Below are 13384 nucleotides of genomic sequence, written 5' to 3'. Positions count from 1 at the left end.
CCCGCATGGTGACGCGCGCGCAAAAATGATGTCGCTGTGTGACGTCAGCTTTCGCTCGCTGCTTTTTTCGCCTCAGGCTCAGGCGTCGCCGGCTCGTTGGGCCCGCTTTCGGCTGCCCGCATTTCGGCAGGCTTGCGCCAGCCTCGAATGAAAGCGGCGATGCGGTCGACGATCTCGCCGGCGCTGAGGAAAACCGGCACGCGCGCCACTGGAGCGGTCGGCTCGAAGGACAGGCCAAGGCTGATGATCCTGCCCTTCTCGTCGACGTCGCGCACGATCAGCTCGATCGGGCCGATCATCACTCGGTCGGCATATTCGGCGTGGCTGCCGAGACGCTCCGTAACCAGCTCTGCGACGGTGAGCTTCTGTTCGGCTTCGGTGAGGCCTGGCCCGTAGGCGGCCTCCAGCTCGGCCGCGGAGCGGGCCGGATCGAGGGAGAAGGCGCCGAAGAAATCGGCATCCTCGGGATCGACCACAGCGCGGCTGGCGAAGAGCTTGTCGAGCAGGCGCGGATACCGATCCGGCACGAAGATGTAGACCTGGTCGCCGGCGGCAAGCCGGCCCATGTCCTGGAAACGCATGGAACGGCCGTCGCGCAGCACCAGCGAGGGCCTCGCCCAGCGCGGGATGCGTTCGCCGCGCGCCACCGGACTGCCGGGCGCGACGCGATAGGCAAGCAGCTCGTGATGCGCCGAACCGGGCAACTCGAGCTCGACCTTGTCGAGCGGCCCAAGGCGCGCCGGCACGATCAGGCCGAGCCGCCGCGCCAGCGGGCCGACGGTCCAGCCCTGCACGACAAGCGACACAAGCACGATGATGAAGGCGACGTTGAAGATGAGGCGACCGTTGGCGAGGCCGCCGAGCAGCGGCGTGATGGCAAGCAGGATCGAGACGGCGCCGCGCAAGCCGACCCAGGAGACGAACGCGACTTCGGGGCGCGGCAGGCGGAACGGGATCAGGCAGAGCCAGACGGCGAGCGGCCGTGCGACGAAAATCAGGAACAGGCCGAGCAGCACCGCCGGCACCATGATCGCCGGGAATTGCGAGGGGGTCGCGAACAGGCCGAGGATCAGGAACATGATGATCTGCGCAAGCCACGACATACCGTCCTGGAAGCGCTTCAGGATGGTGACGGCGCGGATGTCGGAATTGCCGGCGACCAAGCCAGCGAGATAGACGGCAAGAAAGCCCGAACCGCCGACGGCACCGGCGGCTGCGAACACCATCAAGGACAGGGTCAGCACGAAGATCGGCAGCAGGCCGTGGTCGAGGTTGAGCCGCTCGACGAGACGCACGATGGCGAGGCCGCCCAGCCCGCCGATGACGGCGCCGAGCCCCATATTAATGAGAAAACCGAGCACCAGGTTGGTGGCGAGAACATCCGCCTCGGGATTGGCATGCGCGGCGATGATCTCGACCAGGGTGATGGTGAGGAAGATTGCGATCGGGTCGTTGGTGCCGGATTCGACCTCGAGCGTCGAACGCACGCGCTCGCGCAGATGGATCTCGCCGGCGCGCAGCAGGAAGAAGACGGCGGCCGCATCGGTCGAGGCGACGGCGGCGCCGAGCAGCGAGGATTCCAGCCAACTGAGATTGAGAAGATAGTAGGCGGCGGCGCCGAAGATCGCGGTGGTCAGGACGACACCGAAGGTCGCCAGCGAAAGCGCCGGCCCGGCCGCCTGACGGAGCGCATTGAGCGGGGTGCCGAAACCCGAATCGAACAGAATGATGGCCAATGCCAGGGAGCCGGCAAAATAAGCCAGCCTGGCATTGTCGAATTCGATGCCCAGGCCATCGGTGCCGGTGGCAAGGCCGATGCAGAGGAAGAGAAGCAGCAAGGGAGCGCCGAAGCGAAAGGCGATCAGGCTCGAGAACGCGGCGACAACAATGAGTGCCGTGCCGACCAGCGTCACGAGATAGATGGCATGCTCCATCCGGTATCGCCCCTCCAAAACCCTGTGTTTTGTCGCTTCAAGGCAGACTGGGGCGAAGACATGACCAGTGCAAGGCAACAGCGTGGTTTTTCGCACCATGCCGCAGATTTTCCGGAGTCTCCGGAAGTCGGACCGGCTGAAACGAAAACGCCCGGCCGAAGCCGGGCGTCTTGGACATCAGCAAAGGAGGCCGCTATCAGGCGATGGTCTTGCCGAAGGCGACGGCGGTGTCGCCCATGCGGTTCGAGAAGCCCCATTCGTTGTCGTACCAGGACAGGACCGAAACCAGGTTGCCGTCCATGACCTTGGTCTGGTCGAGCGCTGCGATCGAGGAATGCGGATCATGGTTGAAGTCGATCGAGACATTCGGGTGATGCGTGACCGAGAGCACGCCCTTCAGCTTGCCCTTGGAGGCGGCGATCAGCGCCTCGTTGATTTCCTGCGCGGTCGTCGAGCGCTTGGCGATGAACTTGAAGTCGACCACCGAGACGTTCGGTGTGGGCACGCGGATCGAGATGCCGTCGAGCTTGCCTTTGAGGTCGGGCAGCACGAGGCCGATCGCCTTGGCCGCGCCGGTCGATGTCGGGATCTGCGAGAGCGCTGCCGCGCGGGCGCGGTAGAGGTCCTTGTGCATGGTGTCCAGCGTCGGCTGGTCGCCGGTATAGGAGTGGATCGTCGTCATCATGCCCTTCTCGATGCCGACGGTCTCGTGCAGCACGGCGGCAAGCGGCGCCAGGCAGTTGGTCGTGCAGGACGCGTTGGAGATGACGATGTGGTCCTTGGTCAGCTTGTCGTGGTTGATGCCGTAGACGACCGTGAGATCGGCGCCTTCGGCCGGGGCCGAGACGATGACGCGCTTGGCGCCAGCGGTCAGGTGCGCGGCGGCCTTGTCACGGGCGGTGAAGATGCCGGTGCATTCGAGCGCGATGTCGACGCCGAGCTCTTTCCACGGCAGCTGCGTCGGGTCCTTGATGGCGGTGACCTTGAATTTCTCGGTGCCGACGGAGATCTGGTCGCCGTCGACCGTCACCTCATGCGGGAAGCGGCCATGGACGCTGTCGTAGCGCAGCAGGTGCGCATTGGTTTCGACCGGGCCGAGATCGTTGACGGCGACCACGTCGATGTCCTTGCGGCCGGATTCATGGATGGCGCGCAGGATGTTGCGGCCGATGCGGCCAAATCCGTTGATGGCAACTCTGACGGTCATTTCTTTTCTCTCCTTGGGGGCTGGAAAGCGGATGGGTCCGCAGCTTCATAACGGCGGGTGGACAAAGAATCCAGCCGCAGAAGTCCAGTTCTAAATCGATTAAGTTGAGCCAGCCCGGTGAAACTCTCTGGATGGCTTCACCGGATCGGCGCGTTTTCTCACTTGCCGTGCAAGCGGGCTTCTGCAGCCTTCGCCGCTGCTTCGGCGGTGATGCCGAAATGCGGATAGAGCTGCTCGATGGTGCCCGAGGCACCGAAGCCGGTCATGCCGACGAAGATACCGTCGCTGCCGATGATATGGTCCCAGCTCTGGCGAATGCCGGCCTCGATGGCGACCTTGACCTTGGCGTTGCCGATGGTCTTGCTGCGATAGTCTTCGCTCTGCTGCTCGAACAGCTCGAAGCACGGCACCGAGACGACGCGGGTCGGATGGCCGTGCTGCTCAAGCAGATCGCGGGCGCCGAGCGCGACCTCCACCTCGGAGCCGCTGGCAAAGATCGTCACGGCCGCCTCGCCGCTGGCGGCGGCGAGTTCATAGGCGCCGGAGGCGCTCAGATTCTTCTCGCTGAACTCCATGCGCACCGTCGGCAGGTTCTGGCGGGTCAGCGCCAGTGTCGAGGGTGTCTTCTCGGATTCGAGCGCCAGCTGCCAGCATTCCGCGGTCTCGACCGCATCGGCGGGTCGGAACACATTGTGATTGGGAATGGCGCGCAGTGCCGCCAGATGCTCGACCGGCTGGTGGGTCGGGCCGTCCTCGCCAAGGCCGATCGAGTCATGCGTCATGACGAAGATCGAGCGGATGCCCATCAGCGAGGCCAGGCGCATCGAGGGGCGGGCATAGTCGGAGAAGCAAAGGAAGGTGCCGCCATAGGCAATGACGCCGCCGTGCAGCGTCAGTCCGTTGATGGCTGCCGCCATGCCATGTTCGCGGATGCCGTAATGGACATAACGCTGGCCGTAGTCGTCGGGCGTGATGTTCTTGGTCTGGCTGGTCTTGGTGTTGTTGGAGCCGGTGAGGTCGGCCGAGCCGCCGATGGTCTCCGGCACCGCGCCGTTGATAACCTCCAGCGCCATCTCCGATGATTTGCGGGTGGCGACCTTCGGCTTGTCGGCCGACAACTTCTTCTTGTAGTCGGCGATGACGGCGTCGAAATTCGCTGGCAGCTTGCCGGCGATGCGCCGCTCGAATTCGCTTTTCAGCGTGGCGTCGGCCTTGGCAAGGCGTCCCTCCCAGTCTGCGCGCGCCTCGGCGCCGGCCTTGCCGGCGGCGCGCCAGGCGTCGAGAATGTCGGCCGGAATCTCGAAGGGCGGCGATTGCCAGTTGAAGAATTTCCGCGCGCCGGCGATTTCGTCGGCGCCGAGCGGCGAGCCGTGCGCCTTGTTGGTGCCGGCCTTGGTCGGGGCGCCGAAGCCGATGGTGGTCTTGCAGGCGATCATGGTCGGCTTGTCGGAATGGCGCGCCGCCTCGATGGCGTAGGCGATCGCTTCCGGATCGGTGCCGTCGATATGGCTGGCGTTCCAGCCGGAGGCCTGGAACCGCGCGACCTGGTCGGTGTTGTCGGCGAGCGAGACAGGGCCGTCGATCGAGATGTTGTTGTTGTCCCAGAAGACGATCAGCTTGTTGAGCTTGAGGTGGCCTGCGAGCGCGATGGCTTCCTGGGAAACGCCTTCCATCAGGCAGCCGTCGCCGGCCAGCACATAGGTGTAGTGGTTGACGAGGTCGTTGCCGAAGGCGGCGTTCATGATGCGCTCGCCGAGCGCGAAGCCGACCGAGTTGGCAAGACCCTGGCCGAGCGGGCCGGTGGTGGTCTCGATGCCGGCGGCATGGCCATATTCGGGATGGCCGGCGGTCCTCGAGCCGAGCTGCCTGAAATTCTTGATCTGGTCGATCGTCATGTCCTCGTAGCCGGTGAGGTACAACAGCGAGTAGAGCAGCATCGAGCCGTGGCCTGCCGACAGGATGAAGCGGTCGCGATCGGCCCAGTGCGGAGCCTTGGCGTCGAATTTCAGGAAGCGTGTGAACAGCACCGTTGCGATGTCGGCGCAGCCCATGGGCAGGCCGGGATGGCCGGAATTTGCCTTCTCGACGGCGTCCATGGACAGGAAACGGATCGCATTGGCCATCCGGTCATGTTGTTCACGCGAGGTCATGCTTCCTCCGGAAATGGGGGTTGGGGCCTTGGGAGAGCCCTGGAAAAGGGTGCGCGACACATAGCAGGCGGGGCCCTTGAGTCAACAAATCGGGTGCGTTTTTGCCAGTCTTGTGAAGCGTCGGCCGAGCTACATTAGCGTTAGCGGGGGACAGTCGCGAGAGCTTTATTGACGCGCGCTTCACACGGCGCCTAATGTTTCCCAGATAACGCGTTCTGAACGCGAACGATTCGGTGATGGGCAGGGCACAGGACGAAGGCCATGACCGGGGAAACGACACTCAAGGAAGTCATCGCGAGGCTCGGCAAAGCCATTGAGGGGCTCGAAAATGCCGTGGCGACGCGGCTCGAGCAGGAGCGCGACTATTCCGAAGCCGAGGCCGAGGTGCAGCGCATGAACGCGGACCGCTCGCGGCTGGCGCAGGAGCTCGACAATTCGGAGGCGCGCGCCGAACGGCTGGAAGATGCCAACAAGGAAGTCTCACGCCGGCTGGTGACCGCCATGGAAACCATCCGCGCCGTGTTGGACAGATAAGGCTGGGCAGGCAGGCCAATGGCACAGGTCACGGTTTCCATCGACGGCAAGCAGTATCGGATGGCCTGCGACGAGGGCCAGGAAGAGCATCTCATCGATCTCGCCGAGCGCTTCGACCGCTATGTCGCGCATCTGAAGGATTCCTTCGGCGAGATCGGCGACCAGCGGCTGACGGTTATGGCCGGCATCATGGTGATGGACGAATTGTCGGAGCTCGCCAAGCGCGTCAAGGGCATGGAGAGTGAAGTGCTGACCTTGCGCAAGACGCGCGACGAGGCGCTGACCAAGGCGGACAAGAGCGACAGCGTGCTGACCACGGCGCTTGCCGCGCTGGCCCAGCGCATGGAAGATCTCGCGGCGACGCTGGCGCTGAAGAAGGCCTAAAGTAAGCCGCTCGCCTTCACTGCGGAAATTTCAGCTGTCTTTTCCAGGAAAAGACGAAGATTTTCTGCGACCCCGATCACGCTTGCTGATACAGGCCTTTTGAACCGGGCCATCCGGCGGTATAAAACGGCAACCGCGCCGGTGGGGTTGGCCATGCCGGCGATTTGTCACAAGGGTAGGGAGCACGTCATGAGCCTTCGCATCAACGATATCGCGCCGGACTTCACGGCCGAGACGACACAGGGGACGATCAATTTCCATCAATGGATCGGCGACGGCTGGGCGGTGCTGTTCAGCCACCCGAAGAACTTCACGCCGGTCTGCACGACCGAACTCGGCACCATGGCCGGGCTGGAAGGGGAATTCAAAAAGCGCAACGTCAAGATCATCGGCATCTCGGTCGATCCGGTCGAAAGCCACGGCAAGTGGCAGGACGACATCAAGACGGCCACCGGCCAGGTGGTGAACTATCCGCTGATCGGCGACCGCGATCTCAAGGTCGCCAAACTCTATGAGATGCTGCCGGCCGGCGCCGGCGAGAGTTCGGAGGGCCGCACGCCGGCCGACAACGCAACCGTGCGTTCGGTCTATGTCATCGGGCCGGACAAGAAGATCAAGCTGGTGCTGACCTATCCGATGACCACCGGGCGCAATTTCGACGAGATCCTACGCGTGGTCGATTCCATCCAGCTGACGGCCAAGCACCAGGTGGCGACGCCGGCCAACTGGAAGCAGGGCGAGGACGTGATCATCACCGCCGCCGTCTCCGACGAAGATGCGGTCAAGCGCTTCGGCGCCTATGAGACGGTGCTGCCGTATCTGAGGAAGACCAAGCAGCCTGCGGCTTGAGCTTTCCTTCTCCCCGTTCCACGGGGAGAAGGTGCCGAAGGGCGGATGAGGGGCGGCGCGGCGTTCGGCGATCACCGCGCCAATATCCTCAGACGCAACCGCGGCCCTGGTAGGACAACCTCGAGGCATCGGCGCTGCCCCTCATTGTCCTGCCGGACATGTCTCCTCGTATAGTGACGGGGAAAAAGGGCTGGAACCGCTGCCTCGGCCAATCGCGAGCGTTGCACAAACACAAACGGCGGCACCAGATCCTGGCGCCGCCGTTTCGTATTCTACGCGATCCCGAGGCCTAGGCCGCCGGCTGCGCCTCGATGGTGCGCAGCGCCTGGCTCTGGCGCTTGGCCGCTGCCTTGACCGCATCCTGGACCTTCTCGAAGGCGCGCACCTCGATCTGGCGCACGCGCTCGCGGCTGATGTCGAACTCGGCCGACAGCTCTTCCAGCGTCAGCGGCTCCTCGGCGAGGCGGCGTGCCTCGAAGATGCGCCGCTCGCGGTCGTTGAGCACCGACAGCGCGCCCGAAAGCATGGTCCGCCGGTTCTCCAGTTCGTCCTGCTCGATCAGCATCTCTTCCTGGTTGTCGTGATCGTCGACCAGCCAGTCCTGCCATTCGCCGGACTCGCCCTCGCTTGCCCGGATCGGAGCATTCAGCGAAGCGTCACCCGAGAGGCGGCGATTCATCGACACGACCTCGGCCTCGGAGACATTGAGGCGGGTCGCGATCTCGGCGATCTGATCGGGCCTGAGGTCGCCTTCATCGAGCGCCTGGATCTTGCCCTTCACCTTACGCAGGTTGAAGAACAGGCGCTTCTGGTTGGCGGTGGTGCCCATCTTGACCAGGCTCCACGAGCGCAGGATGTACTCCTGGATCGAGGCCTTGATCCACCACATGGCATAGGTGGCGAGACGGAAGCCGCGCTCCGGTTCGAATTTCTTGACGGCCTGCATCAGGCCGACATTGCCTTCCGAGATGACCTCGCCGATCGGCAGGCCGTAGCCGCGATAGCCCATGGCGATCTTGGCGACGAGCCGCAAATGGCTGGTGACTAGCTTGTGCGCGGCCGAAGTGTCCTGATGCTCGGCGTAGCGCTTGGCGAGCATGTACTCTTCCTGCGGCTGCAGCATCGGAAAGCGGCGGATTTCTTCCAGGTAACGGGCGAGACCGCCTTCACCGGAAACAATACTGGGTAATGACTGGGCCATGATAGCGCCCCCTCTCTATTGGAGTGATGCCCCCGCGATGCGGCGGGCATGCGTCGCGAATGCCAAAGGCTCACTCGCGGCAACGGGTATATATAGGAACAAAACCAGAAAAGACAGGCATTTGTTCAACACGAAACAGTGTGTCACGCTGAAGTGAACAACGCCAGTCAGGTTTTTTGATGGCTGGTTTGAAGCGTCTTGAAGGCGGGTTCAGAGCTTGCGGAAGCCGCCGACGAGTTCCTCCATGTCCTTCGGCATCGGCGCCTCGAACCTCATCGTTAGATGGGTGGCCGGATGCCGGAATTCAAGAAGCCACGCGTGAAGCGCCTGCCTTGGAAATGCGCCGACCGCGCCTTTCAGCGGTTCCGGCAGCCGGTTGGCCTTGGTGCGGAAGGCCTGGCCGTAGTCCGGGTCGCCGACGACCGGGTGGCCGATATGGGCCATGTGGACGCGGATCTGGTGGGTGCGGCCGGTCTCCAGCCGGCATTCGACGAGGCTCGCCGTGGTGAAGGTCTTCTGCTGCTCGCCGAAGCGCTCGACCACCGTGAAATGGGTAATGGCGTGGCGGGCGTCGTCGCGGCCTGCGGGAACCACGGCGCGGCGGACCCGGTCGGCGGCACGGCCGAGCGGCGCGTCGACGGTGCCGGCCGGCCGCTGCGGAATGCCCCAGACCAACGCCAGATAGGCGCGCTCGAGATCGCCGGTGCGGCCATGATCGGCAAAGGCTTCCGACAGAGCCTTGTGGGCGCGGTCGGTCTTGGCCACCACCATGACGCCGCTGGTTTCCTTGTCCAGGCGATGGACGATGCCCGGCCGCTTGACGCCGCCTATGCCTGAGAGGCTGTCGCCGCAGTGATGGATCAGCGCGTTGACCAGCGTGCCGGTCCAGTTGCCGGCGCCGGGATGAACGACCAGCCCGGCCGGCTTGTTGATGACGACCAACTCCTCATCCTCGTGCAGGATATCGAGTGGAATGTCCTCGCCTTGCGGCTCGGCCGGCTGCGCATCGGGCAAGACGACCAGGACACGCTCGCCGGCCGCCATCTTGCGCCTGGCTTCCTCGACAGGCTTGCCGGCGATCGAGATCGCGCCCTGTTTGATCAAGGCTTGGACGCGGCTGCGTGAGATGTCGGGCCCAAGCCTGGAGGCCAGCCACTGGTCGAGGCGCTGGCCGGCGGCTTCGGCTCCGGCTTCCAGTTCCACTGCTTCGCCCCCTATCAAAATCGGGGTGTCTTCGTTATGAGCGCTCATCGAAACCCGTTGCGGATTGTTTAGCCATGGCCCGGCCGATCGCCGAAGAAGAAGAGGAAAAGCCGCTCGATCCCGCGGCCGAGAGAGTGCGCCAGAAGCTGATCCGCTTCATGATCGTCAATCTCGGGCTGCTGTTTCTTGCCCTTATGGTGGTGATCGGGGCGCTTGTCTACAAAGCGCGCAACGCGCCTGGGGCCGGCTCGGAGTCAGCCGGCGAGATCCAGGCTCCGGCGGGCGCGCCGCTTTCCGGCGACATCGTGCTGCCGGTCGGGGCCAAGGTGGCCGGTCAGTCGCTTTCCGGCAACCGGCTGTCGATCGATGCCGAGCTTGCCGACGGCAGCCGCGCGATCTTCGTCTACGACATTGCCGAGCGCCGCATGATCGGCCAGTTCCCAATCCGTAATAAATGAGCCCGCAACAAATGAGCGCCTTCGCAGAGCGCCGCAGCATTGCGACCGTGGCGCTCGTCGTCGGGAACTATGACGAAGCGGTTGGCTGGTATGTCGAGCGGCTGGGCTTCGTGCTGACCGAGGATGTCGACCTCGGCGACGGCAAGCGCTGGGTCACCGTCTCGCCACCGAACGGTAACGGCGCGCGGCTGTTGCTGGCGCAGGCGTCCGGCGAAACGCAGGCGAGCCGCATCGGCAACCAGACCGGCGGCCGGGTGTTTCTCTTCCTCGAGACCGACGACTTCGCCCGCGACCATCGGGCGATGCTCGACAAAGGCGTCGAGTTCCGCGAGGGACCACGCCATGAGGGCTATGGCACGGTCGCGGTGTTTGCCGATCTCTACGGCAATCTCTGGGACCTGATCGAGCCAAAACGGCAGGGCTAAGCCAAGCCGTTGGGCAAACTGCGCGAAGCGGACCGAAACCCCAGTTGCTTTTTCGCTGCCGCCAGCCTATGTAGCCGGTTCTTGAGCGCGCCCATCGTCTAGCGGTCAGGACACCGCCCTCTCACGGCGGGAACAGGGGTTCGATTCCCCTTGGGCGTACCAAGTTCCTCTCCTTCAAATGTCGAGCAAGCCGCCATTGCCGCTTCTGGCGCAATGCCGCCGATTGAATTAGCATCAGATCAGCAAGCCTGGGGCGCAATACAGCTTTGCACGACACCGGGCGCAAGGGAACAAGCCGGCGGGCGGCTATGCATTCGCAAGACGGCTGACGAGGCGCGCTCGTGCGGGCTGGACTCCGTTCGGCACACGGGCGAGCGATCCCGGGAGGAGAGCCAATGCAGAAGCTGCAGTCGCAGGGCGTCCATCACATCACGCTGGTCGGTGCCGGGCGCCAGACTTCCATCGACTTCTGGGAAGGTGTGCTCGGCATGCCGTTCATCTTCGAGCAGCCCAATCTCGACAAGGCGAGCGAAAGCCACCTCTATTTCGATCCGGGCGACGGGCGGCTGATCACGATCTTCACCGATGAGAGCCGCACGCCGGTCAAGCGGCGCACGCCGACCGACATCGGCTGCGTCCATCACATCGCGTTTTCGGTGTCGCGGGTCACGTTCCTGCAGGCGGTCGCGCGGCTCGACGAGCGCGGCATCAAGCATAGCGGCGTCAAGGACCGCGGCTTCATGGATTCGATCTACTTCGAGGATCCGCTCGGGCTCTTGATCGAGCTGGCCTCTTACCGCTTCGAGCCGCCGGCCAGCTTCACCCATGCCGACGTCTTGATGGAGGCGCACAAGATCCGCGTCGGGCGCGGCGACTACGCAATAGCCGAAGTGCACCTTGCCGACGCCATCCAGGCGCTGGTCGAGCGGTCGCGCGCGACTTTGTCCGAGGAGCGGGCGGCGAAAAACCCATACTGAACAGGTCAGAGGGAGGACGAAAGATGGCAAAGGCTGCAACGAAGGCAACCAAGAAGGCCGTCGCCAAGCCGGCGGCGAAGAGCACAGCAAAGACAGCGGCCGCCGCCAAGGCGTCAGCCAAGCCGGCCGCAAAGGCAGCGGCAAAAGCCGCACCCAAAGCGACGGCGAAAGCCGCACCCAAGATGACGGCCAAGGCCGCGCCTAAGACGACGGCCAAGGCCGCGCCTAAGACGACGGCCAAGGCCGCGCCTAAAGCGAAGCCGGCAAGGAAACCGACGGTCAAGCTCAGCATGCTGCGGCCGAGCGTCAACAACATGACGGTGCGGGTGTTCACGCGCGCGGCCGGGCTCGACCATTCCGAGACGGACGCCTGGGGCCAGACGCGCTCACCGGAATTCCTGGCGCGCAACCCGGCGCACCTGACGCCGATGATCGAGGACAAGGGCCTGCCGCGCGGCGTGCTGTGGGAAAGCTGCGCCATCATGCAGTACCTCGCCAACAAGCATGGGCTCGATAAATTCTATCCGAAGGCGCCGGCCAAGCGCGCGATGGTCGACAGCGCCATGTTCTATCTCGTCGGCACGCTCTATCCCTATGTGGCTAGAGCCACCTATCCCGCGCTGGGCTTCCCGCAATATGCCGGCGAGGTCGGCCACAGCGACGCACATCCGGAGAAGAAATCGGAGGCGCAGAAGGCGGCGCTGGCCGCGATCGCCGAACCGCTGGAGGTGTTCCACAGCTTCTTCCGCGACGGCAAGCCGTTCATCGGCGGCAGCAATCCCTCGATCGCCGACATCCGGCTGGCGGCGACGCTCGAATTCCTGGCCGTGGTCGACTACGAGCTGCCAGGATGGGCGAAAGACTATATGGCCGCGATAGAGAAGAAACTCGGCAAGGCTTATGCGGAGCCGGCCGGCGACGTGCGCGCCTACATCGCCCATGTGAAGGCTCAGGCCGGGGCGTAGCGCGCTTGGACGGGTTAAGGATTGGTTAACCAAAACCCTGTCTAGTGTTGTGGTCCTCGCTGCGACCACGGATGTACTGGCGCAGCGCCGAGGCCAAGGGAAAGGTCGGCTCGTTGCCGACCTTTTGCTTTTCCGGCGAGCGCTACGGCAATCGCGACGACGGGATTTGTTGCCGCCGCCCGGCTGAAGCCTATTGTCATCCTTCTGGTTGGACCTACCATACCTTCAGGCGAGCGGCGAAAGCGACGAGGCCCCGTCATGACAAGCATGGCAAGAATCCTGGCGATCGCGGGCGTGATGCTGGCGCCTGCTATTCCGGTGAATGCCGCACCGCTCAACACGATGAACGAGGTGGGCACCGCGCTACAGGCCTGCTGGACTCCGCCAGCCAATTCCGGCACAGCCTCCGTCACCTTGAGCTTCAGCTTCAAGCGCGACGGCACGCTGATCGGTCCGCCGAAACCGACCGCCATCAAGGTCAGCGGCGACGACAAGGCGCGGCAAGCCTATGTCGATGCGGCGACGACAGCGTTGCGCAATTGCCTGCCGCTCAGTTTCTCGCCGGCACTCGCCAAGGGGATTGCCGGCAACATCTTCACTCTGCAGTTCAATTCGCCGAAGCAGTAGTCACGCAAGGCGCCGTTCCGGCCTGGGCACACCCGGCATCGACAAGAGCGGGCCAGCCTTTTCGCAGGCGAACCGGTCCGCTCCAAGTCTTTGCTTTTTGCGTGATGCCGGATGGAGAACCGCTACGCGCTTTTGCCAGAACGCCGCGCAACGACGTGCTTTCCCAGCTCCGGCATTTCGTAGACATAGTCGTTCCAGGCCGAATCCGGAATCTGCCCGGCCAGATAGCATTCCAGCAAAAGGTTCTGCTCAGGCGTCAGATGTCTCGGCGTGCGCTCGTGATCCAGCCCAAGGGAATGGATCAGGTTCCTGGTCAGGCCAGAGACGGTGAAGTGAATGGACATCTTCGGTCTCCTTGCGTTCCGCCGATAACGTCAAACGCCTGCCAATGGTTTCATCAGCCGTCCGTGACCGCAGGCGCGCCCGGGCGGCTGCGAACCGAAACGGCAGCGCCCTTCGGCGCGCCTCGA

General features: G+C 64.0%; 14 protein-coding genes and 1 tRNA gene. 9 read left to right on the top strand and 6 right to left on the bottom strand.

What is annotated here, in order from left to right:
* Positions 1-44: 44 nt before the first annotated feature.
* The 3 genes from EN818_RS06605 to tkt all read right to left on the bottom strand — a co-directional run bounded on the left by EN818_RS06605 (position 45) and on the right by tkt (position 5291).
* Positions 45-1934, bottom strand: a complete 1890-nt coding sequence (locus tag EN818_RS06605) for a potassium/proton antiporter (RefSeq protein ID WP_095804609.1) — start codon at positions 1932-1934, stop codon at positions 45-47.
* A gap of 196 nt (positions 1935-2130) precedes the next feature.
* Positions 2131-3141 carry a type I glyceraldehyde-3-phosphate dehydrogenase gene (gap, locus tag EN818_RS06600; RefSeq protein WP_095804608.1) on the bottom strand — a complete coding sequence of 337 codons (1011 nt, stop codon included), beginning with the start codon at positions 3139-3141 and terminating at the stop codon, positions 2131-2133.
* Between the two features lie 158 nt (positions 3142-3299).
* Entirely contained in the window at positions 3300-5291 is a 1992-nt protein-coding gene (gene tkt / locus EN818_RS06595; protein ID WP_129553680.1) for a transketolase, read from the bottom strand.
* A 261-nt stretch (positions 5292-5552) separates the two neighbouring features.
* On the opposite strand from tkt, the gene EN818_RS06590 reads away from it, so the two are divergent.
* The 3 genes from EN818_RS06590 to EN818_RS06580 all read left to right on the top strand — a co-directional run bounded on the left by EN818_RS06590 (position 5553) and on the right by EN818_RS06580 (position 7058).
* Positions 5553-5825 carry a DUF4164 domain-containing protein gene (locus EN818_RS06590; RefSeq protein WP_095804606.1) on the top strand — a complete coding sequence of 91 codons (273 nt, stop codon included), beginning with the start codon at positions 5553-5555 and terminating at the stop codon, positions 5823-5825.
* A gap of 18 nt (positions 5826-5843) precedes the next feature.
* The gene (locus EN818_RS06585) at positions 5844-6209 is read left to right on the top strand and encodes a cell division protein ZapA (RefSeq protein ID WP_095804605.1); all 366 of its coding nucleotides are present in this window, start codon (positions 5844-5846) and stop codon (positions 6207-6209) included.
* A gap of 189 nt (positions 6210-6398) precedes the next feature.
* Complete coding sequence (locus EN818_RS06580; RefSeq protein ID WP_095804604.1) at positions 6399-7058, top strand: peroxiredoxin; 660 nt, start codon at positions 6399-6401, stop codon at positions 7056-7058.
* 289 nt (positions 7059-7347) lie between these two features.
* Here EN818_RS06580 and rpoH read toward each other — a convergent pair whose 3' ends face one another.
* Both rpoH and EN818_RS06570 read right to left on the bottom strand, forming a co-directional pair.
* On the bottom strand, positions 7348-8259 hold the full coding sequence (rpoH, locus tag EN818_RS06575) for an RNA polymerase sigma factor RpoH (protein ID WP_095804603.1): 912 nt from the start codon (positions 8257-8259) through the stop codon (positions 7348-7350).
* Positions 8260-8469: 210 nt separating this feature from the next.
* A complete protein-coding gene (locus tag EN818_RS06570) occupies positions 8470-9510 on the bottom strand; it encodes an RluA family pseudouridine synthase (RefSeq protein ID WP_129553681.1) in 1041 nt (346 codons plus the stop codon).
* A gap of 26 nt (positions 9511-9536) precedes the next feature.
* Here EN818_RS06570 and EN818_RS06565 point away from each other — a divergent pair, with 26 nt between their 5' ends.
* From EN818_RS06565 to EN818_RS06540, 6 genes are all read left to right on the top strand, one after another.
* Positions 9537-9920 (top strand): fimbrial protein, encoded by a 384-nt coding sequence (locus EN818_RS06565; RefSeq protein WP_095804601.1) that lies wholly within the window; start codon positions 9537-9539, stop codon positions 9918-9920.
* 11 nt (positions 9921-9931) lie between these two features.
* Positions 9932-10345 (top strand): VOC family protein, encoded by a 414-nt coding sequence (locus tag EN818_RS06560; RefSeq protein WP_095804600.1) that lies wholly within the window; start codon positions 9932-9934, stop codon positions 10343-10345.
* 87 nt (positions 10346-10432) lie between these two features.
* Positions 10433-10507: transfer RNA gene (locus EN818_RS06555), tRNA-Glu, on the top strand.
* A gap of 233 nt (positions 10508-10740) precedes the next feature.
* A complete protein-coding gene (locus EN818_RS06550; protein ID WP_095804599.1) occupies positions 10741-11322 on the top strand; it encodes a VOC family protein in 582 nt (193 codons plus the stop codon).
* 23 nt (positions 11323-11345) lie between these two features.
* On the top strand, positions 11346-12287 hold the full coding sequence (locus EN818_RS06545) for a glutathione S-transferase family protein (RefSeq protein ID WP_095804598.1): 942 nt from the start codon (positions 11346-11348) through the stop codon (positions 12285-12287).
* Positions 12288-12545: 258 nt separating this feature from the next.
* Positions 12546-12914, top strand: coding sequence for a hypothetical protein (locus tag EN818_RS06540; protein WP_095804597.1), 369 nt, complete (start codon positions 12546-12548; stop codon positions 12912-12914).
* Between the two features lie 122 nt (positions 12915-13036).
* Here EN818_RS06540 and EN818_RS06535 read toward each other — a convergent pair whose 3' ends face one another.
* Positions 13037-13258 carry a hypothetical protein gene (locus tag EN818_RS06535; RefSeq protein ID WP_095804596.1) on the bottom strand — a complete coding sequence of 74 codons (222 nt, stop codon included), beginning with the start codon at positions 13256-13258 and terminating at the stop codon, positions 13037-13039.
* Between the last annotated feature and the right edge of the window lie 126 nt (positions 13259-13384).

The organism is Mesorhizobium sp. M3A.F.Ca.ET.175.01.1.1 (assembly GCF_004791945.1).
GTDB lineage: Bacteria > Pseudomonadota > Alphaproteobacteria > Rhizobiales > Rhizobiaceae > Mesorhizobium.
Note: the sequence above shows the minus strand (reverse complement) of the source record. Positions and strands in the feature narration are given on the sequence as shown.

Coding starts and splice junctions, on each gene's coding strand:
- EN818_RS06570 (WP_129553681.1), bottom strand. CDS start 9,510: ATGAGCGCTCATAACGAAGACACCCCGATTTTGATAGGGGGCGAAGCA.
- EN818_RS06540 (WP_095804597.1), top strand. CDS start 12,546: ATGACAAGCATGGCAAGAATCCTGGCGATCGCGGGCGTGATGCTGGCG.
- rpoH (WP_095804603.1), bottom strand. CDS start 8,259: ATGGCCCAGTCATTACCCAGTATTGTTTCCGGTGAAGGCGGTCTCGCC.
- EN818_RS06590 (WP_095804606.1), top strand. CDS start 5,553: ATGACCGGGGAAACGACACTCAAGGAAGTCATCGCGAGGCTCGGCAAA.
- EN818_RS06605 (WP_095804609.1), bottom strand. CDS start 1,934: ATGGAGCATGCCATCTATCTCGTGACGCTGGTCGGCACGGCACTCATT.
- EN818_RS06580 (WP_095804604.1), top strand. CDS start 6,399: ATGAGCCTTCGCATCAACGATATCGCGCCGGACTTCACGGCCGAGACG.
- EN818_RS06535 (WP_095804596.1), bottom strand. CDS start 13,258: ATGTCCATTCACTTCACCGTCTCTGGCCTGACCAGGAACCTGATCCAT.
- EN818_RS06560 (WP_095804600.1), top strand. CDS start 9,932: ATGAGCGCCTTCGCAGAGCGCCGCAGCATTGCGACCGTGGCGCTCGTC.
- EN818_RS06550 (WP_095804599.1), top strand. CDS start 10,741: ATGCAGAAGCTGCAGTCGCAGGGCGTCCATCACATCACGCTGGTCGGT.
- EN818_RS06565 (WP_095804601.1), top strand. CDS start 9,537: ATGGCCCGGCCGATCGCCGAAGAAGAAGAGGAAAAGCCGCTCGATCCC.
- gap (WP_095804608.1), bottom strand. CDS start 3,141: ATGACCGTCAGAGTTGCCATCAACGGATTTGGCCGCATCGGCCGCAAC.
- EN818_RS06545 (WP_095804598.1), top strand. CDS start 11,346: ATGGCAAAGGCTGCAACGAAGGCAACCAAGAAGGCCGTCGCCAAGCCG.
- EN818_RS06585 (WP_095804605.1), top strand. CDS start 5,844: ATGGCACAGGTCACGGTTTCCATCGACGGCAAGCAGTATCGGATGGCC.
- tkt (WP_129553680.1), bottom strand. CDS start 5,291: ATGACCTCGCGTGAACAACATGACCGGATGGCCAATGCGATCCGTTTC.